The organism is Mycobacterium sp. NPDC006124, from assembly GCF_040614235.1.
In the GTDB taxonomy this organism is placed as follows: domain Bacteria; phylum Actinomycetota; class Actinomycetes; order Mycobacteriales; family Mycobacteriaceae; genus Mycobacterium.
Genome location: NZ_JBEXUA010000006.1, coordinates 122269 through 148008, shown reverse-complemented (window position 1 = coordinate 148008; position 25740 = coordinate 122269). Strand labels below are relative to the sequence as shown.

Annotated in this window: 30 protein-coding genes; 16 read left to right on the top strand and 14 right to left on the bottom strand. The window is 68.1% G+C overall.

Features of this window, described 5'->3' with window-relative positions:
- Positions 1-22 precede the first annotated feature (22 nt).
- Entirely contained in the window at positions 23-877 is an 855-nt protein-coding gene (locus ABZ195_RS14620) for a hypothetical protein (protein WP_355218813.1), read from the top strand.
- On the opposite strand, the gene ABZ195_RS14615 is transcribed toward ABZ195_RS14620, so the two are convergent.
- Genes ABZ195_RS14615 through ABZ195_RS14595 form a run of 5 tightly spaced genes read right to left on the bottom strand, consistent with a single transcriptional unit; the run spans position 874 to position 4658 of the window.
- Positions 874-1179, bottom strand: coding sequence for a hypothetical protein (locus ABZ195_RS14615; protein ID WP_355218811.1), 306 nt, complete (start codon positions 1177-1179; stop codon positions 874-876). The two genes, ABZ195_RS14620 and ABZ195_RS14615, sit on opposite strands and share 4 nt — an antisense overlap.
- Positions 1180-1201: 22 nt before the next feature.
- Positions 1202-1438 (bottom strand): zf-HC2 domain-containing protein, encoded by a 237-nt coding sequence (locus ABZ195_RS14610; protein ID WP_355218809.1) that lies wholly within the window; start codon positions 1436-1438, stop codon positions 1202-1204.
- Positions 1435-2070 carry a sigma-70 family RNA polymerase sigma factor gene (locus ABZ195_RS14605; protein ID WP_355218807.1) on the bottom strand — a complete coding sequence of 212 codons (636 nt, stop codon included), beginning with the start codon at positions 2068-2070 and terminating at the stop codon, positions 1435-1437. Before ABZ195_RS14605 ends, ABZ195_RS14610 begins: the two co-directional genes overlap by 4 nt.
- 31 nt (positions 2071-2101) lie before the next feature.
- A complete protein-coding gene (locus ABZ195_RS14600; protein ID WP_355218805.1) occupies positions 2102-2572 on the bottom strand; it encodes a DUF417 family protein in 471 nt (156 codons plus the stop codon).
- Positions 2573-2618: 46 nt separating this feature from the next.
- Positions 2619-4658, bottom strand: coding sequence for a prolyl oligopeptidase family serine peptidase (locus tag ABZ195_RS14595; protein WP_355218803.1), 2040 nt, complete (start codon positions 4656-4658; stop codon positions 2619-2621).
- A 77-nt stretch (positions 4659-4735) separates the two neighbouring features.
- Between ABZ195_RS14595 and ABZ195_RS14590 the strand changes: the two genes are divergently transcribed.
- The 3 genes from ABZ195_RS14590 to ABZ195_RS14580 are packed head-to-tail and all read left to right on the top strand — an operon-like array spanning position 4736 to position 6959.
- Positions 4736-5233 carry a DUF779 domain-containing protein gene (locus tag ABZ195_RS14590; protein WP_355219232.1) on the top strand — a complete coding sequence of 166 codons (498 nt, stop codon included), beginning with the start codon at positions 4736-4738 and terminating at the stop codon, positions 5231-5233.
- Between the two features lie 45 nt (positions 5234-5278).
- The gene (gene lpdA, locus ABZ195_RS14585; RefSeq protein ID WP_355218801.1) at positions 5279-6673 is read left to right on the top strand and encodes a dihydrolipoyl dehydrogenase; all 1395 of its coding nucleotides are present in this window, start codon (positions 5279-5281) and stop codon (positions 6671-6673) included.
- Positions 6674-6686: 13 nt separating this feature from the next.
- Positions 6687-6959 carry a hypothetical protein gene (locus ABZ195_RS14580; RefSeq protein ID WP_355218799.1) on the top strand — a complete coding sequence of 91 codons (273 nt, stop codon included), beginning with the start codon at positions 6687-6689 and terminating at the stop codon, positions 6957-6959.
- A 6-nt stretch (positions 6960-6965) separates the two neighbouring features.
- Here the strand turns inward: ABZ195_RS14580 and ABZ195_RS14575 are convergent, their stop codons facing one another.
- Both ABZ195_RS14575 and ramB read right to left on the bottom strand, forming a co-directional pair.
- Entirely contained in the window at positions 6966-7520 is a 555-nt protein-coding gene (locus ABZ195_RS14575; RefSeq protein WP_355218797.1) for a carboxymuconolactone decarboxylase family protein, read from the bottom strand.
- A gap of 20 nt (positions 7521-7540) precedes the next feature.
- On the bottom strand, positions 7541-8965 hold the full coding sequence (ramB, locus tag ABZ195_RS14570) for an acetate metabolism transcriptional regulator RamB (RefSeq protein WP_355218795.1): 1425 nt from the start codon (positions 8963-8965) through the stop codon (positions 7541-7543).
- 120 nt (positions 8966-9085) lie between these two features.
- On the opposite strand from ramB, the gene ABZ195_RS14565 reads away from it, so the two are divergent.
- From ABZ195_RS14565 to ABZ195_RS14555, 3 genes are all read left to right on the top strand, one after another.
- Complete coding sequence (locus tag ABZ195_RS14565) at positions 9086-9862, top strand: acyl-[acyl-carrier-protein] thioesterase (RefSeq protein ID WP_355219230.1); 777 nt, start codon at positions 9086-9088, stop codon at positions 9860-9862.
- Between the two features lie 258 nt (positions 9863-10120).
- On the top strand, positions 10121-11407 hold the full coding sequence (gene aceA, locus ABZ195_RS14560; protein ID WP_355218793.1) for an isocitrate lyase: 1287 nt from the start codon (positions 10121-10123) through the stop codon (positions 11405-11407).
- A gap of 77 nt (positions 11408-11484) precedes the next feature.
- Entirely contained in the window at positions 11485-12384 is a 900-nt protein-coding gene (locus ABZ195_RS14555; RefSeq protein ID WP_355218791.1) for a 3-hydroxybutyryl-CoA dehydrogenase, read from the top strand.
- A 7-nt stretch (positions 12385-12391) separates the two neighbouring features.
- Here the strand turns inward: ABZ195_RS14555 and ABZ195_RS14550 are convergent, their stop codons facing one another.
- Together ABZ195_RS14550 and ABZ195_RS14545 are read right to left on the bottom strand one after the other, a co-directional pair.
- The gene (locus ABZ195_RS14550; protein WP_355218789.1) at positions 12392-13252 is read right to left on the bottom strand and encodes a polyphosphate kinase 2 family protein; all 861 of its coding nucleotides are present in this window, start codon (positions 13250-13252) and stop codon (positions 12392-12394) included.
- A gap of 4 nt (positions 13253-13256) precedes the next feature.
- Positions 13257-13973 carry a TetR/AcrR family transcriptional regulator gene (locus ABZ195_RS14545; RefSeq protein WP_355218787.1) on the bottom strand — a complete coding sequence of 239 codons (717 nt, stop codon included), beginning with the start codon at positions 13971-13973 and terminating at the stop codon, positions 13257-13259.
- Between the two features lie 98 nt (positions 13974-14071).
- Here ABZ195_RS14545 and ABZ195_RS14540 point away from each other — a divergent pair, with 98 nt between their 5' ends.
- From ABZ195_RS14540 to deoC, 6 genes are all read left to right on the top strand, one after another.
- Positions 14072-15373: a DUF445 domain-containing protein gene (locus ABZ195_RS14540; RefSeq protein WP_355218785.1), complete on the top strand. Its 1302-nt coding sequence runs from the start codon at positions 14072-14074 to the stop codon at positions 15371-15373.
- Positions 15374-15471: 98 nt separating this feature from the next.
- Positions 15472-15882 carry a helix-turn-helix transcriptional regulator gene (locus ABZ195_RS14535; RefSeq protein WP_355218783.1) on the top strand — a complete coding sequence of 137 codons (411 nt, stop codon included), beginning with the start codon at positions 15472-15474 and terminating at the stop codon, positions 15880-15882.
- 58 nt (positions 15883-15940) lie between these two features.
- Positions 15941-16549, top strand: coding sequence for a heparin-binding hemagglutinin (locus tag ABZ195_RS14530; RefSeq protein ID WP_355218781.1), 609 nt, complete (start codon positions 15941-15943; stop codon positions 16547-16549).
- Positions 16550-16614: 65 nt separating this feature from the next.
- On the top strand, positions 16615-16896 hold the full coding sequence (locus ABZ195_RS14525) for a DUF2516 family protein (RefSeq protein ID WP_263996967.1): 282 nt from the start codon (positions 16615-16617) through the stop codon (positions 16894-16896).
- A gap of 3 nt (positions 16897-16899) precedes the next feature.
- Entirely contained in the window at positions 16900-17322 is a 423-nt protein-coding gene (locus tag ABZ195_RS14520; RefSeq protein ID WP_355218779.1) for a DUF2599 domain-containing protein, read from the top strand.
- A complete protein-coding gene (gene deoC / locus ABZ195_RS14515) occupies positions 17322-18005 on the top strand; it encodes a deoxyribose-phosphate aldolase (protein ID WP_355218777.1) in 684 nt (227 codons plus the stop codon). The genes ABZ195_RS14520 and deoC overlap by 1 nt, the downstream gene beginning before the upstream one ends.
- On the opposite strand, the gene ABZ195_RS14510 is transcribed toward deoC, so the two are convergent.
- The 4 genes from ABZ195_RS14510 to ABZ195_RS14495 are packed head-to-tail and all read right to left on the bottom strand — an operon-like array spanning position 18002 to position 21029.
- Positions 18002-18919: a DUF2993 domain-containing protein gene (locus tag ABZ195_RS14510; protein ID WP_355218775.1), complete on the bottom strand. Its 918-nt coding sequence runs from the start codon at positions 18917-18919 to the stop codon at positions 18002-18004. The genes deoC and ABZ195_RS14510 overlap by 4 nt on opposite strands.
- Complete coding sequence (locus ABZ195_RS14505) at positions 18916-19731, bottom strand: carbon-nitrogen hydrolase family protein (RefSeq protein ID WP_355218773.1); 816 nt, start codon at positions 19729-19731, stop codon at positions 18916-18918. Before ABZ195_RS14505 ends, ABZ195_RS14510 begins: the two co-directional genes overlap by 4 nt.
- 25 nt (positions 19732-19756) lie before the next feature.
- Complete coding sequence (locus tag ABZ195_RS14500) at positions 19757-20515, bottom strand: class I SAM-dependent methyltransferase (RefSeq protein ID WP_355219227.1); 759 nt, start codon at positions 20513-20515, stop codon at positions 19757-19759.
- A 7-nt stretch (positions 20516-20522) separates the two neighbouring features.
- The gene (locus ABZ195_RS14495; protein ID WP_355218771.1) at positions 20523-21029 is read right to left on the bottom strand and encodes a DUF2505 domain-containing protein; all 507 of its coding nucleotides are present in this window, start codon (positions 21027-21029) and stop codon (positions 20523-20525) included.
- A gap of 26 nt (positions 21030-21055) precedes the next feature.
- Here ABZ195_RS14495 and ABZ195_RS14490 point away from each other — a divergent pair, with 26 nt between their 5' ends.
- Together ABZ195_RS14490 and ABZ195_RS14485 are read left to right on the top strand one after the other, a co-directional pair.
- Complete coding sequence (locus ABZ195_RS14490; protein ID WP_355218769.1) at positions 21056-22120, top strand: UDP-N-acetylmuramate dehydrogenase; 1065 nt, start codon at positions 21056-21058, stop codon at positions 22118-22120.
- A gap of 15 nt (positions 22121-22135) precedes the next feature.
- Positions 22136-23482 carry an Ig-like domain-containing protein gene (locus ABZ195_RS14485; protein ID WP_355218767.1) on the top strand — a complete coding sequence of 449 codons (1347 nt, stop codon included), beginning with the start codon at positions 22136-22138 and terminating at the stop codon, positions 23480-23482.
- On the opposite strand, the gene ABZ195_RS14480 is transcribed toward ABZ195_RS14485, so the two are convergent.
- Positions 23466-24218 (bottom strand): SDR family oxidoreductase, encoded by a 753-nt coding sequence (locus ABZ195_RS14480; protein WP_355218766.1) that lies wholly within the window; start codon positions 24216-24218, stop codon positions 23466-23468. The genes ABZ195_RS14485 and ABZ195_RS14480 overlap by 17 nt on opposite strands.
- 190 nt (positions 24219-24408) lie before the next feature.
- Between ABZ195_RS14480 and ABZ195_RS14475 the strand changes: the two genes are divergently transcribed.
- Complete coding sequence (locus tag ABZ195_RS14475) at positions 24409-25710, top strand: ROK family protein (protein ID WP_355218764.1); 1302 nt, start codon at positions 24409-24411, stop codon at positions 25708-25710.
- Positions 25711-25740 lie beyond the last annotated feature (30 nt).

The following is a 25740-nucleotide window of genomic DNA, read 5'->3' as shown; positions in this document are numbered from 1 at the left end:
AGCCGGACGGAGGGACGCCTGCATGCGGACGCTGGCGGCCCTCGTGTTCTGGATTCTGACCACCGTCGCGCTGGCGGTCGCGATTCCCGCGACCTGGGTTCAGCACAACGTCGTCGACCAAGACGGGTACTCCGCGCTGGCCACGTCCGCGGCGAAGGATCCCGCCGTACAGCAGGCGATGGCGGCCGCGTTGACCTCCGAGGTGACGAGGTTGTCCACCAGCGCCGGCTACTCCAGCGGGGAAATCAACGAGACGCTGCTCAGCGGCGCGGCGCGGGCCTACACCGGCAGTGCGGCGTTCCCCGGCCAGTTCGCGCTCGCCAACCAGGTTGCGCACCGTTGGTTGTTCACCGATTCCGTGCAACGGTCCGATGCGTCGGGGCGGTGGGAGGTCGACCTGTCACCGATGCTGGCGGACAGCTCCTTTCAGCAGACGCTCGCCGACTTCGGCATCAAGCCGCCCGAGACGCTGGAGATCCCGCTCACCCAGAACATCTCCGACTCGCTGCGGCCGGGCAAGTATCGAGACGTGGCGAAATGGGGCCCGTGGGCCAGCGTCGGGATCGCGGTCCTCGCCGGGGTCTTCGCGCTGCTGACGCTGGCCTCGGCCAAACGGCGCGGCAAGGCGCTTGGCGCGCTTGGTGTCTCGGCCCTGATCGTCGGGGCCGCCGGCTGGGCCGGGATCGAGGTGGGCCGGCGCTACGTGAACCGCGCGCTCGGTGCGACCACCGACGACGTCAGGAACGTGGCCGCCGCCATGGTCGACCATGCGATCGGCAGCCTGCATCTGTGGCTGAACCTGACCCTCGCCGCGGGGGCCGCGGTGGTGCTGCTCGGGGTGTTCACGTCGATGGTCGGCGGGCTGCGGCGCACTTAGTCGGGCTCGCGGTGCGACGGATCTGCGGTGAGGATTCGGCCGCCTACCTTGATGTTCGGAGTGCGGAAGTAGGCCCAGCCGCCCATCAGCACACAGGCCATCGCCAGAAACGCCAGCGAGCTCTGCACGTCGGGCCACCCCGCGGCGAACAGGACTGGAAGGGCGACGATCGTTGCGCCCCAATAGATCCGGCGCTTCACCGCACGCTTTGGCAGAGTCGCGGTGCGCCACCCCGGTAGAAGGAGTCCGACCAGGAGGATCGCCACGCCACCGTAGAACAGGATCGTCGACGTGGTGCTCACGTGGCCCAGGATAGGTGCCCGGCTAGTGCCAGTCCCGGAAGGCCTCCATGAGACGGTGGCGAAACTGCGGCTCGACGTCGTCGTGGATCGTGCCCAGGGTCCTCACCGTGACGCGGAACTGCTGCAGGTAGTTCTCGCAGCCGTCGCAGCCGAGCAGGTGCAGGTCGAAGCGAGCGCGCGTGTCGGGGTCCAGGGCCCCGTCGAGGTAGGCGGTGACCAGTTCGACGAGTTCGCGGCAGTCGAGAGGTTCGGTATTCATCGGGCATCCCCCAGGTAGTCCTCGAGCCGCGCCCGCACCGCGGCCCTGCCACGGTGCAGCAGCACCCGCTGATTGGCGACGCTGATCTCGAGCATGTCGCACACTTCCGCCGAGTCGAACCCCAGCATGTCCCGCATGGTCACCACGACGCGTTGCCGCTCGGGAAGTTCGTCGAGGGCTCGTCTGGTGACCGCCACCAGTTCCGCCCCGAGAAGGGAGCCCTCCGGGGTCTCCGGGAACGGTGACGGTTCCTCGGTCTCGCGCCAGTGACCCGACCATTGCTGTCCGGCAGCGCGGAAGCGGGCGGGGTCGACGGTCCCCCCGGTGAACGCGGTGATCGCGACGTCGGCGTCACGGCGTTCGCGGATGCCGCGGCGTTTGGCGATGTTGATCATCACGGTGAACAGCCACGTCCGCAGTGACGACCGCCCCTCGAAGGCGTCGATTCCCTTGAGCAACGCGATCCAGGTTTCCTGGACGACCTCCTCGGCGATGGCGCCGTTGGGCACGTAGCCACGCGCGATCCGCAGCATCGACGGGGTGTGCAGGTCCACCAGTTCGGCGAAGGCCGCCTCGTCATGGGCTCGCAGCGCCGTAATGAGCGTGGCCTCGTCGGGGGTCGCACACGTCACGCGTACGGATGGTAGCCGCTCGTCCTCGGAGTCACCGCTGTCGGAGCGCGTCGCCGAGCGTCCACGCCGAGATCCCCAGCAGTGCCACGTCCTTGATCAGGAACTGGCCGGTCGAGCCCAGCATCGGAAAACCGCCCTCGGTCGACTCGAACACTCCCGGTGCGGTGAACAGGAAGCTGAGCGTGCCGACGAACAACCCGACGGCAATGACGCTGCCGACGGCTGAGACCCTCGGCCACCACGGTGCGAGCGCAATCAGCACCGCCGCGGCCACCTCCACCACGCCCAGCAGCGCCGAGAACGTCGTGACGGAGAACAGCTCGTAGAGCCAGCTCATCAGCGGGCTGGACGCGACGAGCGGCTCGATGCCCTTGGCCTCGTAGACGGTGAACTTCATCAGCCCGATCCACCCGACGACGACGACGAGGCCGTACCGGGCCAGGAGCCCGCCGACCCGTTGGACACTCGACACGACAGCTGCGCGCCGCTCGATCACGGTCATGACACATCCCTTCGACGTACGGGTGTGTCGGCGCGTGGGGCAACCGTTACGGTGCCACGTCGAGCATGCGGTGCAGGAATTCGTAGATCAGCGCCGACCGGAACGCGGTTTGGGCATTGTCCGCCGCCCCGGCGTGACCGCCCTCGACGTTCTCGTAGTAGCGCACCCGGTGTCCGGCCGCCTCGAGCGCCGCCGTCATCTTCCTGGCATGGCCGGGGTGGACGCGATCGTCGCGGGTGGACGTCGTCATCAGCAGGGCGGGATACTCCCGGTCGGCCGAGATGTTCTGATACGGCGAGTATTCGCCAATGAAGGCCCAGTCGTCCGGGTCGTCGGGATTGCCGTACTCGGCGACCCAGGACGCGCCGGCCAGCAACAGGTGGTAGCGCTTCATGTCGAGCAGCGGCACGCTGCACACCAACGCGCCGAACAGTTCTGGGTACTTCGTCAGCATGATGCCCATGAGTAGTCCGCCGTTGCTGCCGCCCTGGGCGCCGAGTTGCTCGACGGTGGTGATGCCGCGCGCCACCAAGTCGGCTGCCACGGCCGCGAAGTCCTCGTGCACGAGGTGGCGGCCCTCGCGCATCGCCTGGGTGTGCCACGTCGGCCCGTACTCGCCGCCGCCGCGGATGTTGGCCAGCACGTACGTGCCACCCCTCGACAACCACAGCTTGCCGAGGACCCCCGCGTAACCGGGGGTGTTGGAGGACTCGAAGCCGCCGTAGCCGCCCAGCAGGGTCTTGCCGGGCGCGAGCGAATCACGGTGCCCCACCACGAAGTACGGGATCATGGTGCCGTCGGCGGAGGCGACGAAGTGCTGGTTCACCTCGATGTCCGAGGCGTCGAAGAACGCCGGTGCGCTCTTGACCTCGGCGAGCTCGTCACCGACGTGGCCCCACAGCAGACGTGACGGACTGTCGAAACCGCTTGAGTCGACGAAGATCTCGTCACCGAGCTCGTCGGCGTCGACGATGACCGTCGTCGCATTGGCGGGAAGGCCTGCCACGGGTTCGCGCTGCCACGTACCGGGGGTGACCACCTCGACATGGGTGGCGACGTCGACCAGGGTGCCGAGTACCAGGCGGTCGCGGGTCCAGGTGTAGGTGTCGAGGCTGGTGTGGGCGTCCGGCTCGAAGACCACGTCGAGTTCCGCCGTGCCGGAGATGAAGTCGTCATAGGCGGCGGCCAGCAGTGAACCGGCGGGGTAGGTCGTCTGCCCGACGGTCCACGGGGTTCGGGGCCGAATCAGCAACCACTGGCGGTGAATCGAGATGCCGGCGTCGGTGGGGACGTCGATTCGGATCGACTCCTCGCCACGAATCTCGAAGTACTCCCGGTTGAAGAAGTCGACCGACCGGGAGGCGATCAGCCGCTCGAACCCCGGGGTCGGGTCGAAGCCCACCCCGACGCTGACGTCGGACGCGACGCCCTCGAACACCGTCTGCGCCTGCGACAGTGGCTGCCCTCGCCGCCACCGCTTGACCACGCGCGGGTAGCCGGACTCGGTCAGCGAACCGGGGCCGAAGTCGGTGCCGACCAAGACGGTGTCGTGGTCCTCCCACGAGATGCTGGTCTTCGCCTCGTCCACGGCGAAGCCGTCGGCGACGAATTGGCGTGTCGTCAGGTCGAATTCGCGCACCACGGTGGCGTCGGAGCCGCCGCGGGACAACTCGAGGAGGGCCAGGGTGTAGTCGGGTTCGATGACCTCGGCACCCGCCCACACCCAGTTCTCGCCGTCGGCGGCGGCCAGGGCGTCCAGGTCGACGAGAACGTCCCAGTCGGGATCGTCGGTGCGGTACTGCTCGAGCGTCGTGCGCCGCCACAGTCCCCGCGGATGGTCGCCGTCACGCCAGAAGTTGTAGAGATGCCTCCCGCGGCGCCGCACGTAGGGGATGCGGGTGTCGGTGTCGAGGATCTCCAGCGCCTCGGACCGCATCGTCTCGAAGCGTTCGCCGCCGAGTTCGGCGAGCGTCGGTTCGTTGTGTCGGCGCACCCACTCGAGCGCGTCGTCGCCGGTGATGTCCTCGAGCCACAGCTGGGGGTCGTCATCTGTACTTGGTTCTTCGCGCAAGCGCTCATCAGCCACGGGGTCCATTGTGACCACCGGCGTACTGTGAGCTGAGTAACACCTGGCCGACGGGCCGGGGGAGGGGATTGACGATGGTGGACGCAACCAACCGCGCGCTGATCACCGAGGCGGCGGCCGAACTGCTTCGTACCTTGCAAAGTCGCCACGGCGCGTTGATGTTTCACCAGTCGGGCGGCTGCTGTGACGGCTCCTCGCCGATGTGCTATCCCGCCGGTGAATTCCTGGTGGGGGACCGCGACGTACTGCTGGCCGTCCTCGACGTGGGTGACGGCGTACCGGTGTGGATCTCCGGCAGCCAGTTCGAGGCGTGGAAGCACACCCAGTTGGTCATCGACGTGGTGCCCGGCCGCGGCGGCGGGTTCAGCCTCGAGACGCCCGAGGGCATGAGGTTCCTCAGCCGCGGCCGCGCGTTCACCGAGGCGGAGAACCGGCTGCTCGAGGCGGAGCCGCCGATCACCGGATCGCGGTACGAGCGCGGGGAGCGCCCCCGTGACGGCGGCACCCACGTCGTGGCCGAGGCGCAGGACGCCTGCCCCATCCCCGCGGCCCGGCCCGCGATCGCTCTCGGCTGACGCATCTACCGCAGTTCCGCTGACGGCGACCATTAGGCTGGGGTCGTGACTCACTATGACGTCGTCGTGCTCGGTGCCGGTCCCGGCGGTTACGTGGCCGCCATTCGCGCTGCCCAGCTCGGCCTCAACACTGCCATCGTCGAGCCGAAGTACTGGGGTGGGGTATGCCTCAACGTGGGCTGCATCCCGTCCAAGTCGCTGCTGCGCAACGCCGAGCTGGCGCACATCTTCACCAAGGAAGCCAAGACGTTCGGTATCAGCGGTGACGTCTCGTTCGACTACGGCTCGGCGTTCGAGCGCAGCCGCAAGGTCGCCGACGGCCGCGTCGCGGGCGTGCACTTCCTGATGAAGAAGAACAAGATCACCGAGGTTCACGGCAAGGGCGCCTTCACCGACGCCAACACCCTCTCGGTCGAGCTCAACGACGGCGGCACCGAGACGCTCACCTTCGACAACGCCATCATCGCGACCGGTAGCCGCACCCGTCTGGTGCCGGGCACCGAGCTGTCGGAGAACGTGGTCACCTACGAAGAGCAGATCATGGAGGGCGAACTCCCGAAGTCGATCGTCATCGCCGGCGCCGGTGCCATCGGCATGGAGTTCGGCTACGTGATGAGCAACTACGGGGTCGACGTCACCATCGTCGAATTCCTGCCCCGCGCCCTGCCCAACGAGGACGCCGAGATCTCCAAGGAGATCGAGAAGCAGTTCAAGAAGCTGGGCGTGAAGATTCGCACCGGCACCAAGGTCGAGTCGATCACCGATGAAGGGTCGTCCGTCAAGGTCGTCGTCAGCAAGGACGGCAAGACCGAGGAACTGGTCGCCGACAAGGTGATGCAGTCGATCGGCTTCGTGCCCAACGTCGAGACCATCGGTCTGGACGAGGCCGGTGTCGAGCTGACCGACCGCAAGTCGATCGGCATCGACGACCACATGCGCACCAACGTCCCGCACATCTACGCAATCGGCGACGTCACGATGAAGCTGCAGCTGGCCCACGTGGCCGAGGCGATGGGCGTGGTCGCGGCCGAAACCATCGCCGGTGCAGAGACTTTGCCGCTGGGTGACTACCGGATGCTGCCGCGGGCGACGTTCTGCCAGCCCCAGGTCGCCAGCTTCGGGCTGACCGAACAGCAGGCGCGCGACGAGGGGTACGACGTCAAGGTCGCGAAGTTCCCGTTCACCGCCAACGGCAAGGCGCACGGCCTCGGCGAGCCTGGTGGCTTCGTCAAGATCATCGCCGACGCGAAGTACGGCGAACTCCTCGGCGGTCACCTGATCGGGCACGACGTCTCCGAACTCCTTCCCGAGCTGACGCTGGCCCAGAAGTGGGACCTCACCGTCAACGAGCTGACCCGCAACGTGCACACCCACCCCACGCTGTCGGAGGCGTTGCAGGAGTGCTTCCACGGCCTGGCCGGCCACATGATCAACTTCTGATCGACGCATACGCGTGAGAGCACAGGTCGTCGTCGCCGGCGTCGGCGGATTGATCCTCGGCCACATGCTGTGGCTGCTCGCGATCTCGCTGGCCACCAAGAGCACCACCGTGGACGTGTGGGTGCTGGTGATCGCGGCGGCCACGCTCGCCGTCGGTGTCGCGTGCGTGCTCCTCGGTCGGCGGTTCCATCGTCACGCGGACTTCGCGAAGGCGGCGTTCCTGTGGTGCCTGCCGGTCTCGCCGCTGCTGTTCTCGGTCAGCGTGCTCGCGGTGACCTACTTGTAGCGACGCTCAGTTCGGGAAGTCGAGCGGGATCTTCAGAGTCGCCATGGTGGCGGCCAGGCCGTCGTATTGGCTTGCCAGCATGCAGAATTCGATCAACTGCTTCTTGGTGAGGTAGGTCGACAGCGCGGTCCAGGTCTCCGCCGACATCGACCGCGTGATGACGAACTCGTCGGTCGCGGTGATGAGCACGCGCTGCCGGTCGGTGAGTCCCTCGGCGTCGGGCCCCTCGAAGATCCGGGCCTGCGTCTCGAGGTCGACGCCACGGCTGCGCGCCAGACGCCGGTGCTGCTGCAATTCGTACTCGCAGTCCCGAAGATGGCCCACCCGAAGGATGACCAATTCGGCCTCCTGACGGGGCAGCTTGCCGAGCCCGAGCAGCATGCCCGAATACGGCAGCCACGCCAGGAACAGCAACTGGTGCTGGCCGATGACGTTGAACAGCGCGAAGCGTGGGGCTCGGATGGCCCGGGCGCCCAGCTTGGCGATGATCCAGTTGAGGGGTCCCAGTTCGCGGAAACCTCCGGGCCGGATACGGGCGGGAACAGTCTCGGGGGCGCTCACCTCTTGGAGTGTAGGTGGGCTCAGGTGCGCCTGACCGGATACGGCGACACCGTGCTGCGGTGCTCGTCGAGATCGAGCGCCCGGCCGAGTGCGGGGAAGGCCCGTTGCGGGCAGTTGTCGCGCTCGCACACCCGGCACCCGGCGCCGATCGGAGTGCCCACCTCGCTGGACAGGTCGAGGCCGTCGGAGTACACCAGCCGCTGTGCGTGCCGCAGCTCGCAGCCAAGGCCGATCGCGAACGTCTTGCCCGGTTGGCCGTACCGCGACGCCCGACGCTCGACGGTGCGCGCCACCCACATGTAGTGCCGGCCGTCGGGCATCTGGGCGATCTGCACGAGGATCTTGCCGGGGTTGGCGAAGGTCTCGTAGACGTTCCACAGCGGGCAGGTGCCACCACTCGAAGAGAAGTGAAAACCCGTGGCGGACTGGCGTTTCGACATGTTGCCGGCCCGGTCGACGCGGACGAACGACAGGGGGACGCCGCGCATCGACGGTCGCTGCAACGTCGACAACCGGTGTGCGATGGTCTCGTAGCTGACCGAGTAGAACGCCGAGAGCCGCTCGACGTCGTAGCGGAAGTTCTCGGCCACGTCGTGAAATTGGCGGTAGGGCAGGATGGTCGCCGCCGCGAAGTAGTTGGCCAACCCGAGGCGCGCCAGGGTGCGAGACTCGTCGCTGGTGAAGTTGCCGTCGGTGACCAGGCTGTCGATGAGGTCGCCGAATTCGAGGAACGCGAGCTCGGCGGCGAGCTTGAAGACGGTCTGCCCCGACGGCAGGTGGCCGCCGATCTCGAGGGTCTTGGTGGCGGGGTCGAAGCGGTGCAAGACCGTGTCGCCCAGGTCGATTCGCTTGACGATGTGTACGCCGTGCACCCGGACGAGGCGGTCGGAGAGTTCGGCCGCCAGGTCCGCGCGATTCATGCGCATGCGGACGGTCAGGTCCTCGGCGGCGGTGTCGAGTTCGTGCAGATAGTTCTGACGTTGGTAGAAGTAGTCCCGCACCTCCTCGTGCGGCATCGTGATGGAGCCCCAGCCGGAGCTGGAGCCGGTGCCAGAGAAGCGGCCCTCGGTCGCGGCCGCCAGTTGAGTGGTCGCCAGTCGGTAGCGCCGGTGCAGGTTGACCATCGCCTGGGCCATCTGAGGGTGGGCGTTGACGACGTCGGCCACCTCCGACGGGGCCACGTCGACTCCGACGTCGCTGTCCATCGTGACCTCGCGCAGCTCGGCGACCAGACGGGTGTCGTCCTGGGACGCGAAGAACGTGGCGTCGACGCCGAAGACCTCGGTGATGCGCAGCAGCACCGCGACGGTCAGCGGTCGGACGTCGCGTTCGATCTGGTTGAGGTAGCTGGGGGAGATGTCGAGCATCTGGGCCAGGGCGGCTTGACTGAATCCACGCTCGCTGCGCAGCTGCCGCACTCGCGATCCGACGAACGTCTTGGCCACGCCGACCAGCATAATGAGGCTGCGAAGACGTGCTTCGCAGGATTGGCACAGCGCCCTCTCGTGGCAGTATCTGGTCTCGTGAGCACCGAGGGACGGCCCGAGACGGGCTTGGCGAAGTCGATGATGCCCGTCCCCGATCCGCATCCGGACGTCTTCGACGTCGAGTGGCCACTTCGGGTGGCCGACGTCGACCGCACGGGCAGATTGAAGTTCGACGCCGCCACCCGGCACATTCAGGACATCGGGTCAGATCAGCTGCGCGAGATGGGCTTCGAGGAGACGCATCCGCTGTGGATCGTGCGACGCACCATGATCGACATGATCGAGCCGATCGTGTTCAAGGACATGCTGCGACTGCGGCGGTGGTGTTCGGGCACCTCGAACCGGTGGTGCGACATGCGGGTTCGCCTAGAAGGTAGGCGGGCGGGCCTCGTGGAATCCGAGGCGTTCTGGATCAACATCAACCGCGAGACCCAGGGGCCGGCCCGCATCTCCGACGACTTCATCGCCGGCTTGCAGAAGACGACGCCGATCAACCGCCTTCGGTGGAAGGCCTATCTGACGGCCGGATCCCGGGAGGACGCCGTCGACGTTCGGTCGTACCCGGTTCGCGTCAGTGACATCGACATCTTCGACCACATGAACAACTCGGTGTATTGGAGCGTGATCGAGGACTTCCTCTCCGAGAACCCCGAACTGGTGGCCGCCCCGCTGCGGGTGACCATCGAGCACGATCTCCCGGTCGCGCTGGGCGACGATCTCGAGATCCTCCGCCACGTTCATCCGGCCGGTTCCACTGACCAGTTCGGGCCGGACCTCGTGGATCGGACTGTTACAACGCTCACATATGTGGTCGGCGACGAGGTCAAGGCCGTCGCCAGTGTCTTCCCGCTCTGAATCGATCGCGCTAGCAGTACGAGCGTACTGACCTGCACCGTTGGGTTACCTCACGGTAACTTCTGAACCGGTTCAGTGCCGACTCATCTTCGCAAACTTCGCAGAACGCTCGTAATGCTTGGCGAAAATTGGCAATCGAAACCGGTGGACCTGCACGTATGGGCTGTGTCATGGTCGTAACAGCAGAGCAGCTAAATGCGCGGTGGCGTTAACAACGAACGAGGCAACGTCGCCGGCACTCGTAATCGAAGGAGCCCGATGTCCACCGTTGGCACGCCGAAGTCACCCGAACAGATCCAGCACGACTGGGACAACAACCCCCGCTGGAAGGGCATCACCCGCACCTACAGCCCGCAGGACGTCGTCGCGCTGCAGGGCCACGTGGTCGAGGAGAGCACCCTGGCCCGCCGCGGTGCCGAGGTGCTGTGGGAGCAGCTCCACGACATGGACTACGTCAACTCCCTCGGCGCACTGACCGGCAACCAGGCCGTGCAGCAGGTCCGCGCGGGCCTCAAGGCCATCTACCTCTCGGGTTGGCAGGTCGCAGGCGACGCGAACCTGTCCGGCCACACCTACCCCGACCAGAGCCTGTACCCGGCCAACTCGGTGCCGCAGGTCGTCCGCCGCATCAACAACGCGCTGCTGCGCGCCGACCAGATCGCCAAGGTCGAGGGCGATCGCTCCGTCGAGAACTGGTTGGCCCCGATCGTGGCCGACGGTGAGGCGGGCTTCGGTGGCGCCCTGAACGTCTACGAGCTGCAGAAGGCCATGATCGCCGCCGGCGTCGCCGGGTCGCACTGGGAGGACCAGCTCGCGTCGGAGAAGAAGTGCGGCCACCTCGGTGGCAAGGTGCTCATCCCCACCCAGCAGCACATCCGCACCCTGACCTCGGCCCGCCTGGCGTCCGACGTCGCCGACGTGCCGACGGTCGTCATCGCCCGTACCGACGCCGAGGCAGCCACGCTGATCACCTCCGACGTCGACGAGCGCGACCAGCCGTTCATCACCGGCGAGCGCACCAAGGAAGGCTTCTACCGGGTCAAGAACGGCCTGGAGCCCTGCATCGCCCGCGCCAAGTCCTACGCGCCGTACTCCGACCTCATCTGGATGGAGACCGGTACCCCGGACCTGGAGCTGGCCAAGAAGTTCGCCGAGGGCGTCAAGAGCGAGTTCCCCGACCAGATGCTGGCCTACAACTGCAGCCCGTCGTTCAACTGGAAGCAGCACCTGGACGACGCGACCATCGCGAAGTTCCAGAACGAGTTGGGCGCCATGGGATTCAAGTTCCAGTTCATCACCCTGGCCGGCTTCCACGCCCTGAACTACTCGATGTTCGATCTGGCCCACGGCTACGCCCGCAACCAGATGAGCGCCTACGTCGAGCTGCAGGAGCGCGAGTTCGCCGCCGAGGAGCGGGGATACACCGCGACCAAGCACCAGCGTGAGGTCGGCGCTGGCTACTTCGACAAGATCGCCACCACGGTGGACCCGACCTCGTCGACCACCGCGCTTGCGGGCTCGACCGAAGAGGGTCAGTTCCACTGAGCCGAGCGCTTGCGCGAGGAGAAGTGGAACCGAAAAGCCGGAGCCACTAGAGATTGATAGCGTCAGGCCCCGTCCGCATGTTCGGACGGGGCCTGATTGCTGCCCGAGACCAAGGAGAAGCAGTGAGCATTGAGCGGGTAGGCGTCGTCGGCGCCGGACAAATGGGCGCAGGCATCGCGGAGGTGTCGCTGCGCGCGGGCGTCGACGTCCGCATCTACGAGCCCACCGAGGCGCTCGTCGAGGCCGGCCGCGACCGCATCACGACGTCACTGGAGCGCGGTGTCAGCAGGGGCAAGCTGACCGAGGCCGAACGCGACGAGGCCCTGGGCCGGCTGAGCGTCGCCACCGACGTGGCCGACCTCGCCGACCGTCAGCTCGTGGTCGAAGCCATCGTCGAGGACGCGGCGGTCAAGGCGAAGGTGTTCGCGCAGCTCGACGAGGCCATCACCGACGCCGACGCCGTGCTGGCGTCCAACACCTCCAGCATCCCGATCATGAAGATCGCCTCGGCGACGAAGAATCCGAGCCGGGTGCTCGGACTGCACTTCTTCAACCCGGTGCCGGTGCTGCCGCTGGTCGAGCTGGTGCCGACGCTGGTCACTAGCGAGGCTGCATTGGAGCGCGTCGCGCAGTTCGCGGGCGAGCAGCTCGGCAAGAAGGTCGTGCGCTGCACCGACCGCTCCGGCTTCGTCGTCAACGCGCTGTTGGTGCCCTACCTGTTGGCCGCGATCCGGATGGCCGAGGCCGGCGTGGCCACCATCGAGGACATCGACACCGCGGTGGTCGCCGGGTTGTCGCACCCGATGGGCCCGCTGAAGCTCAGCGACCTCGTCGGTTTGGACACCCTCAAGCTCATCGCCGACTCGATGTTCACCGAGTTCAAGGAGCCGCTCTACGGACCGCCGCCGCTGCTGCAGCGGATGGTCGAGGCCGGCCAGCTTGGCAAGAAGTCGGGCCGGGGTTTCTACACGTACTAGCTCCGGGCTAGGCGTCCTTGAGCCGCTTCTTCTCCGCCTCGATGTCGAAATCTGCTGGCGGCCATGACAAGTCGAGGCCCTCGAGCGCCTCGATCAGTAGTTCGGTGACGGCCAGGCGCGCATACCACTTGCGGTCGCACGGGATGACGTGCCACGGCGCGACGTCGGTCGACGTGCGCTCCAGCATCGCCTGGTAGGCCTCCTGGTAGCGCGGCCACAGCAGACGCTCGTCGACGTCGGCGGGGTTGTACTTCCAGTACTTGTCGGGCCGGTCGAGGCGCTCGGACAGCCGCTTCTTCTGCTCGTCGAGTGAGACGAACATGGCCACCTTGATGATCGTCGTCCCGTCGAGGGTGAGTCGCTTCTCGAAGTCGTTGATGGTGTCGTATCGGGTGCTCCACACCTCGGGGGCGACGAGGTCGTGCACGCGGACGATCAGGACGTCCTCGTAGTGCGAGCGGTCGAAGACACCGATGTGCCCCGGCGTGGGCAGCCTTCGCTCGATGCGCCACAGGAAGTCGTGCGCGAGTTCCTCATCGGTCGGCTTGCCGAAGTTGGCGTATTGAATGCCCTGCGGATTGCCTGCTCCGACAACGTGTTTGACGATGCCGCCCTTTCCGGCGGTGTCCATGCCCTGTAGCACCAGCAGCACCTTGCGGTTGTCGCCGGCGAGGCTGTTGGCGTACAACATCTCTTGCAACTCGGCGAACCGCGCGGCGCGTTCGAGCAGCAGATCGGGTGCGTCACCCTTGCTGCCCTCGAAGCCAGGGGTGGCGTTGGTGTCGATGGCGGCGACGGAGTCGCCCGGTTTGAACGCCAGGTGGACGTGCGGTTCGTGGGTCCACAGCTCGGGCAGGTCGTCGGTCACGACCTCAGTCAAGCAGGCGCGGTGGCAATGACGGGGAAGGATGGGGGGCCGAGTTGAACTTCTCGAGTGACCCGTTGGCCTCGACGATGCCGCGCAGCGCGTTCCAGGACAGCATCGTGAGGTAGTCGATGAGCTCGTCGGCGGTCATCCGGGGATGCGACATCCAGGAGTGGGTGGCCAGCTGCACCCCGCCGACGATCATGAACGCCCACGGCTGGGCGCCACGGGTGTCCATGCCGGCCTCTGCCATGCGCCGGCGCAACATGACGCCCAGCATGCGCGCGATGATCTGTTCGGAGTCGGCGACCGCCTTGCTCTTGCTCGCCGAGCTGTTCGCCATCACGAAGGGGTAGATCTCGGGCTCGGCGGCAACGGTGGCGACGTAGACGCGGATGATCTCGCGGGTCAGGTCGTATCCGTCGAGATTCGCCGTCAGGGCCGCGGCCATGTTGGGGATCAGCGTGGTCTGGGCGAACCGCATCATCACCGCGGTGGTGAGGTCGTTCTTGTCGACGAAGTAGCGGTACAGAACGGTCTTGGAGACACCGATCTCCGCGGCGATCTCGTCCATGCTGACATTGCTGCCGCGAAGCCGGATGGCATCCAGGGTGCCGTCGACCAGCTCGTTGCGCCGGTCGACTTTGTGCTGATGCCAGCGCCTCTTGCGCCCGTCGGTCTTCACGGGTCCCGCCGGACCATCCCCTGACACTTCCGCAGTCATTCCATTCCCTCGTCCGCAGTAGATGATACGGCCGAATTCGCCCGTTGCACCGACGGGAGGAAGGGGCCGGCGGAGACATGCAGGATGATGGTGGTGTGGTGACCACGTCCGGCCAGCGGCCGAGCTTCGCAGAATCGATTGCAGGTGCCGACACCTCCGCCGACGCCGAGCGTCGCAGGGGGCTGCGCAGGATGAAGGCCGTCGCGCTGAGTTTCCTGCTCGGTGCGACGGTGATCTTCCTGGTGTCCACGTGGGCACAGTCCCAGGGTGCCGCCGGGTGGGTCGGATACGTCCGGGCTGCGGCGGAAGCCGGCATGGTGGGTGCGCTGGCGGACTGGTTCGCCGTGACCGCGCTGTTCAAGCACCCACTGGGCATCCCCATCCCGCACACCGCGATCATCAAGCGCAAGAAGGACCAGCTCGGTGAGGGCCTTGGCGACTTCGTGCGGGAGAACTTCATGTCTCCGGAAGTGATCGCGACCAAGCTGCACGACGCCGACGTCGCCGAGCGCACCGGCAAGTGGCTGGCCGACACCCGCAACGCCGAGAGGGTGGCCGCGGAGGCGTCGACGGCGTTGCGGGTGCTCGTCGAGATGCTGCGCGACGAAGACGTTCAGCAGGTGCTCGACAAGATGATCGTGAAGCGCATCGGGCAGCCCCAGTGGGGCCCGCCGGTCGGCCGGGTGCTCTCCAGCATGTTGGCCGAGCATCGGCAGGAGGCGCTGCTGCAGCTGCTGGCCGACCGCGCCTTCGAGTGGTCGCTGAACGCCGACGAGATCATCGAACGCGTCATCGAGCGCGACTCTCCGACGTGGACGCCGCGCTGGGTCGACGGCCTCGTCGGTGACCGCATTCACCGGGAGCTGATGGACTTCACCGACAAGGTGCGCCGAAATCCCGACCACGAGCTGCGCAAGTCGGCGACGAAGTTCCTCTTCGAGTTCGCCGAGGACCTGCAGAACGACGAGGCGACGATCGCGCGCGCCGAGAAGGTCAAGGACCAGATCATGGCGCGCGACGAGGTGGCCAGGGCCGCGGAGACGGCGTGGGGCACGGCCAAGCGCATCTTCTTGGAGTCGGTCGACGACCCCACCTCGACGCTGCGCACCCGCATCGCCGACTCCGTGGTGCACATCGGTGAGTCGCTGCGCGACGATCCGCAGCTGCGCGACAAGGTCGACAAGTGGATCGTGCGGGCCGCCCAGCACCTCGTCGCGCAGTATGGGACGGAGATCACAGCGATCATCACCGAGACCATCGAGCGCTGGGACGCCGACGAGGCAAGCCAGCGAATCGAGTTGCACGTGGGCCGTGACCTGCAGTTCATCAGGATCAACGGCACCGTGGTCGGTTCGGTCGCGGGGTTGATCATCTACTCGGTGGCGCAGCTGCTGTTCTGATTTACGCCCAAGGCGCTAACAAGTGCTTGCAATAGCTAGCACCCCGTCCTACCGTTGTGGTTGAAGCTTTTCCAGCGCCGACGCGAAGGGGGACGGACATGCCGCAGGACGAAAATCTTGCCGCCGTCGTGTCCACCGCCGCGCAGGACATCGGAGGCTTCATCCGTAGCCAGCGCGAATTGGCGCAGGTTTCGGTGCGGCAGTTGGCCGAGAAGGCCGGCGTCAGCAATCCCTACCTCAGCCAGATCGAACGGGGATTGCGGAAACCATCCGCGGAGGTGCTCAACCAGATCGCCAAGGCGCTCCGGGTGTCCGCGGACGTGCTCTACGTCAGGGCAGGACTTCTCGAACCCAGCGAGCCGAGCGAGGTCCGCGACGCCATCGTCACGGACACCGCGATCACCGAGCGGCAAAAGCAGGTGCTGCTCGACATCTACACCTCGTTTCGGGAGCAGAACGAAGCGCTCGACGAGGTGCGCAACCTAGATGAGGAGCCAGCTACTGACTGACCTCCGATCAACTGCTGACCAGCCACACAGATCACGAATTTCGAAGGGAATCATCACCATGGCCGAGAAGAACCAGCCCACCGTCGAAGACCTCAAGGCTCCGCTGCTCGCCGCCGTCGGCGCCGCGGACCTCGCGCTCGCCACCGTCAACGAGATCGTCGCCAGCCTGCGCGAGCGCGCCGAAGAGGCCCGCACCGACGCCACCGCCCGAGTCGAGGAGCGTCGCGCCAAGCTGACCAAGCTGCAGGAAGAGATCCCGACCCAGGTCGGCGAGCTGCGCGAGAAGCTGAGCTCCGAGGAACTGCGCAAGGCAGCCGAGGGCTACGCCGAGGCCGCCACCGCGCAGTACAACAAGCTCGTCGAGCGCGGCGAGGAGGCGCTGACCCGCCTGCGCAGCCAGCCTGCGATCGAGGACGCCGCCAGCCGCGTCGAGAACGTGACCGACCAGGCCGTCGAGCTCACGCAGGACGCGCTGGGAACCGTCGCCACCCAGACCCGCGCCGTCGGCGAGCGCGCCGCCAAGCTGGTCGGCGTCGAACTGCCCAAGCGTGCCGAGAAGGCCGCCGAGCCGGTGAAGAAGGCCGCTGCCAAGGCGCCGGCCAAGAAGGCTCCCGCCAAGAAGGCGCCGGCCAAGAAGGCCCCCGCCAAGAAGGTGACCCAGAAGTAACGATCTGGTCTGCCGAACCCGGCAGGTCGACTGAGGGGACGTAACCCGCCTAGGCTTGGAGCGTGATGCTTCAGGACTTCGCGAGTTACGTCCTCTTCGCCATTCAGGTGGGCGTACTCCTGGCGGGGTTGTATGCCTTCGTCCACGCGGCGCTGCAGCGCACCGACGCCTATCCCGCCGCCGAGAAGCTCAGCAAGCCAATCTGGTTGGCGATTCTCGGCGGCACCACCCTGGTGGGTCTGTTCCTGCCGCCGCCGGTCGGCTCAGCCATCGCCGCGTGCGCGGTCGGGGTGTACCTGGTCGACGTCCGCCCGAAGATCCTCGAAGTCCAGGGAAAGTCGCGCTAGCCGATGTCCTCGTTGCGTACCGCCCTCGCGGCGGTGACGGCGGCGTGCGCCGTCACGCCCCTGCTGCTGGCGCCGACCGCGGCCGCCTCGCCGGTGGCGAGCCCGCCCTTCGTCGACCACGCCCAGTGGGCGCACTGGGGTGACCTGTCCAGCCTGCGCGTCTATCCCACCGCGGCTGGCCGCGAAGCCGCCGGCCAGCTGAACGACGCCGCCCAGGGTGAGGAGGCGTGGGGCGAGGTGCTGGCACTGGCGCCCGATGCCGACATGCCCGGTATGCACGACCAGTTCATGTGCCACTGGAGCTTCGCCGAGATCGTCCAGCCCGGCAAGACCAGCTGGAACCTCGAACCGTGGCGTCCCGTGGTCGACGACGCGACGATGGTCGACACCCGCTGCAATCCCGGTGGCACGGAGGAGCCGTTCTGATGATCTGGACGCGCGACCTGGTCGCGAGCATGGTCGACCACACCCTGCTCAAGCCGGAGGCCACCGAGGCCGACGTGGCCGCCCTGATCGCCGAGGCCGCCGCCTTGGACGTCTACGCGGTCTGCGTGTCACCGTCGCTGGTGGCCGCCGCGGTCCGTGCCCGGACCGCGGGCACCCTGATCGCGACGGTCGTCGGATTCCCGTCCGGCAAGCACGTCTCCGACGTCAAGGCCCACGAGGCTGCCCTCGCCGTCGCCGCGGGCGCCGCCGAGGTCGACATGGTGATCGACGTCGGGGCCGCGGTGAGCGGCAACATCGACGCGATTCGCTCCGACGTCGCGGCCGTGCGTGCGGCAGTGCCGGGTTCGGTGCTGAAGGTGATCGTGGAGTCCGCGGCGCTACTCGAATTGGCCGGCGAGCAGACGCTGGTCGACGTGTGCCTGGCGGCCGCCGAAGCCGACGTCGAGTTCGTCAAGACCTCGACCGGTTTCCACCCCGCCGGCGGCGCGTCGGTGCGGGCCGTCGAGATCATGGTGGCCACCGTCGGACCGACCGTCGAGGTAAAGGCCAGCGGCGGCATCCGCACGTCCGAATCCGCCGTGTCGATGCTCGAGGCCGGCGCGACCCGGTTGGGGCTGTCCGGAACGCGCGCGGTCCTCGACGGACTACCCAGCGGCTCTTAGAGTCCGGTGTTGCAGGGCTCGTCCTGCCCGCCTGGAATCGTCGCGTTGCGGGCTGAGAGCTTGGTGACCACACCGGTGTCGGTGACCTGGACGCCGTCGACCTTGAGGGCCAGCGGCGAGTTCTTGGTCAGCTGCGAGCTGACGGCGTCGAGAGCCGGCTGAACCGCCTCGCGCGGCAACGTGAAGCCCAGGCCCGTGAGCTGCTGCACCTGCAGGGTCAATTCGTCGTTGTTGACCTGCGGCTTGGTGACGATGCTGCCGAGGGGGCCCTGGATGTCGACCGTGCCGTCGGAGGCGTTCGTGGTGACGCCGCTGACCAGGCCGCCGAGCAGGGGGATGGCGTTCTGGACCGTCTGCTTGATGCCGTCGGTCGACCAGGTCGCCGTGACGTCGAGTGCCGTGAGGCTGCCCTGGGAGTTGGGGTCGCTGGCCGGGCGCGCGCCGTCGATGTCGATCTGGACCTTCATGCCCTTCATGTCGCGGATCTGATTGCCGGCCGAGGTGATCGACACGTGGGCGTAGTCGTCGGTGGCCCACTGGTACAGAAATGGCGGCAAGGCCCCGAAGGACACCGAGACGTCGTCCTGCAGCACGCACTTCATCGTGGCCTCGACGATGGACGCGCCGCGTTGGCGGGCGTAGATCTCGCCGCCGACCAGGCCGGCGGCGGCCAGCGCGAGCACGATGACGAACACCAGCCCGATCGACAGCGGGTCGCGGACCAGTCGTCCGAACCTGCCGCGGGGCGGTTCTTCACCGGGTTCGGTGGGCGCGGCGGACTGCGTCGGGTACTGACCCGGAGGCGGTCCCTGTGGCGGCGGCCCGGCGTACTGCGGCCCGGCCGACCCCGTCGGGGGCTGGTACTGCTGCGGCGGCTGGCCTTGGCGGGCCCAGGGATCGGATGGGTCGGTCACCCCAGCGATTGTGCCCTACCGGAACGAGCGAACTCGGTCCGGTTGCGCAGCACGGCGACGGTGTCGCGGGCCTTCTCGACCGAATCGAGGTCGAGGTCGACCACCACGAGGTCGGGGTCGGCGCCGGCGGAGGCCAGAACGTCACCGGTAGGGGAGCACACCATGCTGCCCCCGACGCCGGTCGGTCCGGCAGCGGCGACCTCGTCACCCGGGTACGCCTGACCGACGGCGGCCACGATGCTGGTGGCGTCGGCGGCGCGGGCCCTGGACAGCAGTGTCCACTGGTCGAGCTTGCCCGGGCCCGATCCCCACGACGCGTGCACGGTGATCACGCGTGCGCCCCGCTGGGCGAGTTCGACGTACAACTCGGGGAAGCGAACGTCGTAGCACGTGGTGAGCCCCACGGCCAGGCCGTCGACGGTGATCATCAACGGATCGAAACCCGGTGCGACGGTTCGTGATTCGGTGAAGCCAAACGCGTCGTAGAGGTGAATCTTGTGGTAGTGCTCGTCGACGCCGCGGCCGGTGGCCAGCAGCGTGTTGGTGACCCGGCCGTCGTCGGCGGGGCAGAACATGCCGGCCACGACGACGACGCCGGTGCTCTCGGCGACGGCGCGGACTCCCGTGGCCCACGGGCCGTCAAGCGGTTCGGCGACGCGCTTGAGGGACACCCCGAACCGGCACATCGTGGCCTCGGGGAACAGCACCATGGCCGCACCGGCGTCGGCGGCGCGGCGGCTGTACTCCTCGACCAGGCCGAGATTGGCCGAGGGTTCGGTGCCGCTCTGGATCTGCGCAAGGGCAATCCGCATGGGGACAGCCTAGTGCGGGGTGGGCCTAGAGTGGCGCGACCGCCGACCAGGGCACTGCCAGCACACCGTCGCGCAACCGCCGCCGCGGCGGCTCGACCGGGTGACCGTCGGCAGCCAGCGACTCCAGCATCGCCCGCCACCGCACCCGTGGACCGAACACTCCGTGCCCGGCAGCCGACGCCCAGGCGCGATCGGCCGCAGCCAACAGATCGTGGACGGGCTGGCCGGGCACGTTGTGGTGGATGAGCACCTTCGGCAGGCGCTCGGCCAGATCCGACGGCTTGTCGATCGCGAACGGATCGCAGGCCAGCACCAGGCTCACCGGCCCGGTGGCGTCGAGAAGCACCCAGCAGCAACGCCTTCCGAGTTCGTCGCACGTGCCGTCCACGATCAACCCGCCCGGCGCGAGTCGCGTGCGCATCTGCGCCCACGCCTCGGCGACCTCGCCGACGTGATACTGCCGCAGAACGTTGAACGCGCGCACCAGGATTGGACTCAGCCCCGCCAGTTCGAAGCCGCCCAGACCGAAGTCGACGCCCTGCTGGGAGGGGACGACGCGCTCGGGGTGGATCTCCAGTCCGACCACCCGCACGTCGGGCCGGACCGTGCGCAGTCGTGCCGCCAACTCCAGCGTCGTGACGGGCAGCGCGCCGTACCCCAGGTCCACGACGACGGGCTTGGCCGCCGAGAGCAGGGCCGCCCGCACCCTCGGCGCGTGGACCAGCCAGCGGTCGCTGCGCCGCAACCGGTTGTATCCGGTCGTCCCCCGGGTTGGCTGCCCAATGGGCACGTCAGGCGTTGGCCTTGATCCACGCCGTGGTGAAGTTCTGCTCCGCGGTGAGCAATCCCACCAGCTGGCTGCCGACGAAGTTCTCCACCTTGCCGCCGACGAGCGGGATGCGGACCTCGACGGTGGCGCGGAACTCCAGCCGGGACCCGCTGTCGGTGGCAAACAGCACCGCGGTGCCCGAGAGCGTCGCCGGGGCACCGGGAATCGAGCCCCGGACCGTTGCGGTCGCGCGACCGTCACGCACCGGGGTCCACGCCTCCTCGCGCACGAAGTGGAGGTCGCCGTGGTGGAACTGCCCGACGACGGCAGGCAGCCGGTCGGCCCGCATCGTCTGGGTGGTCACGACGTCGACGCCGCCGTCGGCGTCGGATTCGATCGAGTCCAACGTCGCGTCGTCGGCACCCGACTCGGCGAGTCGCTCGCGCCAGTACCTCTCGTTGCCGAAGGCCTGATGGATCTGGTCGACGGTGCCGTCGTAGTCGGCTGCCATGTCGAAGGAACGCGGCATAGCCGACCACGCTACCGTTACGGCCCGTGGTCAGTTCGGATATCGGTGGCGTCGTGGTGGAGGAGTTCGTCCCCGTCGCGCCCATGACCACGCTGAGGCTGGGGCCCGTTGCCAGCAGGGTCCTCACCTGCGACACCACCGACGCGGTGATCGCCGTCCTGCGCGAACTTCCCCCCGACGATCCCCGTGAGCGCACGCTGATCCTCGGTGGGGGATCCAACGTCGTCGTCGCCGACGATCTGCCCGACCTCACGGTGGTTCGACTGGCCAACACCGAGATCACCGTCGACGGCGACGTCGTGCGTGCCGAGGCGGGCGCCTGCTGGGACGACGTGGTGGTGACGGCGCTGGCCCACGGGCTCGGTGGCCTGGAGTGCCTGTCCGGCATCCCGGGTTCCACCGGAGCGACGCCGGTGCAGAACGTCGGCGCCTACGGGGTCGAGGTGGCCGACGTCATCGGCCGCGTCCGGCTGCTGGACCGGCGCACCGGCGAGGTGCGATGGGCGCCGCCGGGGGAGCTGGGCTTCGGCTATCGCACCAGCGTCCTGAAGCACCGGTCGGACGTGGTGGTGCTGGAAGTCGAGTTCGCGCTGGACGCCGCGGATCGCAGCGCGCCGCTGCGCTATGGCGAGCTCGTGCGGACGCTGGGCGTCGAACCCGGCGATCGTGCGGTCCCCACCCGGGTGCGCGAGGCCGTGCTGGCGCTGCGGACCGGCAAGGGCATGGTCCTCGACGACGGTGACCCCGACACCTGGAGCGTCGGCTCGTTCTTCACCAACCCCGTCGTGTCACCGGCCGACTTCGACCGGCTGCGCGCGTCGGTGGACGGACCGGTGCCGAACTACCCCGCCCCGGATGGGGTCAAGCTGGCTGCGGGATGGCTGGTGGAGCATGCTGGGTTCGGCAAGGGCTACCCCGGTGACGGCGCCTCGGCCCGTCTGTCGACCAAGCACGCCCTCGCTGTGACCAATCGTGGTTCGGCGACCACTGCAGAGCTGTTGTCGCTGGCCAGAGACGTGCGTGACGGTGTGTTCCAGGCATTTGGGGTCCATCTGGTACCAGAACCGATTCTGGTTGGCTGCGAACTCTAGGTACCGTGTGTACACGTGACCCTCAATCGGCGCCAAGCGCTGACCGCCCTCGCCGTGGGCGCCTCCGGCGTGCTCGCCGCCTGTAGCGGCAGGACCACGACCGGGACGCCCGATACGACCGCGGCACCCGCCAAGGCGAACGTGGCCTTCAAGCCCGCCAAGAACGCCGCCGACGTCGTGCCCACCGACTCCGTTGGCGTGTCCGTCGAGAACGGTTGGCTGCAGCGCGTCACCCTGACCAACGCCGAGGGAACCGTCGTGGCCGGTGTCCTCAACCCCGACCGCACGTCGTTCAAGGTGACCGAGCCGCTCGGCTACGGATCCACGTACACGTGGGGTGGCTCGGCGGTCGGTCGCGACGGCAAGGCGATCCCGCTGACGGGCAGCTTCACCACCGTCACCCCGCAGACTCGGGTCAACGGTCAGTTCCAGCTCGCCGACGGTCAGGTGGTCGGCGTCGCGGCGCCGATCATCATGCAGTTCGACGCCGCCATCGGCGACGACGCCAAGCCCGCCGTCGAACGCGCGCTGGTCGTCACCACCACCCCGCCCGTCGAGGGCAGCTGGGCCTGGCTGCCCGACGAGGTCGGCGGCTCGCGCCTGCATTGGCGCACCAAGGACTACTACCCGCCCGGCACCAAGGTGCACGTCGCGGCCAACACCTACGGCGTGCCGTTCGGCGAGGGGGCGTTCGGCGCCGCCGACTCCACCCTGGACATCGAGATCGGCCGTCGCCAGGTGGTCAAGGCCGAGGCGTCGTCGCACCAGATCGAAGTGATCACCGACGCCGGCACGATCATGACGCTGCCCTGCAGCTACGGCGAGGCCGACCTGCCGCGCAACGTGACCCGCAGCGGCATCCACGTCGTCACCGAGAAGTACGAGGACTTCTACATGTCCAACCCGGCGGCGGGCTACACCAACGCTCACGAGCGATGGGCGGTGCGGATCTCCAACAACGGCGAATTCATCCATGCCAACCCGTCGAGTGCGGGTGCGCAGGGCAACACCAACGTCACCAACGGTTGCATCAACCTGTCCACCTCGGACGCCGAGCAGTACTTCAACACCGCCATCTACGGTGACCCGGTCGAGGTGACCGGCACGTCGATCGAGCTGTCCTACGCCGATGGCGACATCTGGGACTGGGCCGTGGGTTGGGACGAATGGAAGTCCATGTCGGCACTGACCGACACCTCGCCGCTGTCCAACGTCCCGAGCAACGCGCCGGCCACCCCCACCGACGCGCCGACGCTGTCGGGCACTCCGACGACGACGCCGCCCTCGGCGGTGACGGTCTCGCCGACGGTGACGACGACCCCGACGTCGACCCCCACCTCGACGGTCACTCCGGGCGGGTGAACTTCCTCGTCGCGGTGGCTTGATCCCGTGGCCGGATGACGATTTGGTCGAGGTTGACGTGCGGCGGTCGAGAGGCCACGAATCCGATCACTTCGGCGACGTCGGTGGCGGTCAGCGGCGTCATGCCCTCGTACACCGCGTCGGCCCGGGCCTTGTCGCCACCGAAACGCACGACGGAGAACTCCGTCTCGACCATCCCCGGCGCAATCTCGGTGAGGCGCACCGGTTTTCCGAGCAGCTCGCCGCGTAGCGTCTGGTGCAACGCGGCCTGGGCGTGCTTCGCCGAGGTGTAACCCGCACCGCCGTCGTAGATCTCGAAGGCGGCGATCGAGGTGACCGTGACGACCAGTCCGTCTCCGGAGGCGATGAGCTTGGGCAGCAGTGCCCGCGTCATGCGCAGGGTGCCCACCACGTTGGTCTCCCACATCCACCGCCAGTCGTCGAGATCGGCGTCGAGCACGGACTGCACGCCCTTGGCCCCACCGGCGTTGTTGACGAGCACGTCGACGCGGTCCAACCCGGCCGCGAGGCGCTCGACGGCCTCGCCGTCAGTGACGTCCGCCACAGCTGCGGTGCCGCCGATCTCCGTCGCCAGGGCCTGGACACGCTCTTGGCGCCGGGCCACGCAGACGACGTGAAAGCCATGGGCTGCAAGGGTTCTCGCGGTTGCCTGGCCGATGCCGGAGCTGGCGCCGGTGACGACCGCGACGGGCCGGTCGGATTCTGGTGACGTCATTCGTCCTACTGTAATCAGCGTGCTAAATTCGGCACGTGTCCGCTAGTCAGGGTTTCACCGCCGCCGCATCGCGTGCGTGTTGTTGTCGTCGCCAGCTTCGCCGCGCCTGACTGAACCCCGGACCCAACGGTCCTGCTGAGTCGCCAGGTGAGGCACAACCCCACCGGCCGACTTCCCGCAAGGACCCCTCGTGAGCACTCCCACCGCCCTCCGCAAGACCCCCGCCGTCATCGCGACCCCGCGCACCAAGCGCGCGCTGCTCGCCCGGCACCACATCGTCGCCCCGTCGTTGCGCGTCGCCGAGGCGGCGTCGGCGTCGGTGTTCGGCGCAGCCCGGTTGCGGGGCCCGATCGCCCGCGACGTCATTGCCCAGACCACCGGCCTGAGCATCGCGACGGTGAACCGGCAGGTCACGGCCCTGCTCGACGCCGGTGTCCTGCGGGAGCGGGCCGACCTCGCGGTCTCCGGTGCCATCGGACGGCCGCGGGTGCCGGTCGAGGTCAACCACGAACCGTTCCTGACCCTTGGCATCCACATCGGCGCCCGCACCGCGATCATCGTGGCCACCGACCTGTTCGGCCGCACGCTCGACGTGGTGGAGACGCCGACGCCGCGGGGTGGACAGAGCGCGGCGCTGGCGGCTCTGGCGGGCAGCGCCAGCCGATACCTGAGCCGCTGGCACCGTCGCCGACCGCTGTGGGTGGGCGTGACCGCGGGCGGGGTCGTGGACAGCGCCACCGGACACGTCGACCACGCGCGGCTCGGGTGGACCGACGCACCGGTGGGTCCGGTGCTGGCCGAGGCCCTCGGGCTGCCGGTGTCGCTGGCCTCCCACGTGGACGCGATGGCCGGTGCCGAACTGCTGTTGGGTGGCGGCCGACGGCTCACCGGGCAGGCGACCGCCAACGCCGCCGCCGGGGCCCCGGCCACCAGCCTGTACGTCTACGCCCGCGAGACCGTCGGCTACGCCCTGTCCATCGGCGGCCGGGTGCACTCGCCGACCAGCGGCCCCGGCACCATCGCCGCACTTCCGGCACAGTCCGAAATGCTGGGCGGCAGTGGGCAATTGGAGTCGACGGTCAGTGACGAAGCGGTGCTGACCGCCGCGCGCAAGCTGCGGATCGTGCCGGCCGACGGCCCGTCCTCGACCATCGGGGCCGTCCTGCGGTCGGCGCGCCAGGGCAACAAGACGGCCGTCGAACTGCTCGACGAGCGCGCCAGGGTGCTCGGCGAATCGGTGGCGCTGCTGCGGGACATGCTCAACCCCGACGACCTGGTGGTCGGCGGGCAGGCGTTCACCGAGTACCCGGAGGGCATGGCCGCGGTCGAGGCCGCCTACGCCCGGCGGTCGGTACTCGCGCCGCGCGACCTCCGGCTGACCTCGTTCGGGAACCGCATTCAGGAGGCGGGCGCCGGCGTGGTGTCCCTCGGCGGTCTCTACGCCGATCCGATCGCCGCGATGCGCCGTGCGGCGCGGGACAAGACGGCTTGATGACGTCCGGCCAGGGCGAGGTCGGAGCCG

Coding starts and splice junctions, on each gene's coding strand:
- ABZ195_RS14535 (WP_355218783.1), top strand. CDS start 15,472: ATGCCGCAGGACGAAAATCTTGCCGCCGTCGTGTCCACCGCCGCGCAG.
- ABZ195_RS14480 (WP_355218766.1), bottom strand. CDS start 24,218: ATGACGTCACCAGAATCCGACCGGCCCGTCGCGGTCGTCACCGGCGCC.
- ABZ195_RS14495 (WP_355218771.1), bottom strand. CDS start 21,029: ATGCCGCGTTCCTTCGACATGGCAGCCGACTACGACGGCACCGTCGAC.
- ABZ195_RS14525 (WP_263996967.1), top strand. CDS start 16,615: ATGCTTCAGGACTTCGCGAGTTACGTCCTCTTCGCCATTCAGGTGGGC.
- ABZ195_RS14565 (WP_355219230.1), top strand. CDS start 9,086: ATGATGCCCGTCCCCGATCCGCATCCGGACGTCTTCGACGTCGAGTGG.
- deoC (WP_355218777.1), top strand. CDS start 17,322: ATGATCTGGACGCGCGACCTGGTCGCGAGCATGGTCGACCACACCCTG.
- ABZ195_RS14520 (WP_355218779.1), top strand. CDS start 16,900: ATGTCCTCGTTGCGTACCGCCCTCGCGGCGGTGACGGCGGCGTGCGCC.
- ABZ195_RS14545 (WP_355218787.1), bottom strand. CDS start 13,973: ATGACTGCGGAAGTGTCAGGGGATGGTCCGGCGGGACCCGTGAAGACC.
- ABZ195_RS14620 (WP_355218813.1), top strand. CDS start 23: ATGCGGACGCTGGCGGCCCTCGTGTTCTGGATTCTGACCACCGTCGCG.
- ABZ195_RS14600 (WP_355218805.1), bottom strand. CDS start 2,572: ATGACCGTGATCGAGCGGCGCGCAGCTGTCGTGTCGAGTGTCCAACGG.
- ABZ195_RS14505 (WP_355218773.1), bottom strand. CDS start 19,731: ATGCGGATTGCCCTTGCGCAGATCCAGAGCGGCACCGAACCCTCGGCC.
- ABZ195_RS14610 (WP_355218809.1), bottom strand. CDS start 1,438: ATGAATACCGAACCTCTCGACTGCCGCGAACTCGTCGAACTGGTCACC.
- aceA (WP_355218793.1), top strand. CDS start 10,121: ATGTCCACCGTTGGCACGCCGAAGTCACCCGAACAGATCCAGCACGAC.
- ABZ195_RS14530 (WP_355218781.1), top strand. CDS start 15,941: ATGGCCGAGAAGAACCAGCCCACCGTCGAAGACCTCAAGGCTCCGCTG.
- ABZ195_RS14555 (WP_355218791.1), top strand. CDS start 11,485: ATGTTCGGACGGGGCCTGATTGCTGCCCGAGACCAAGGAGAAGCAGTG.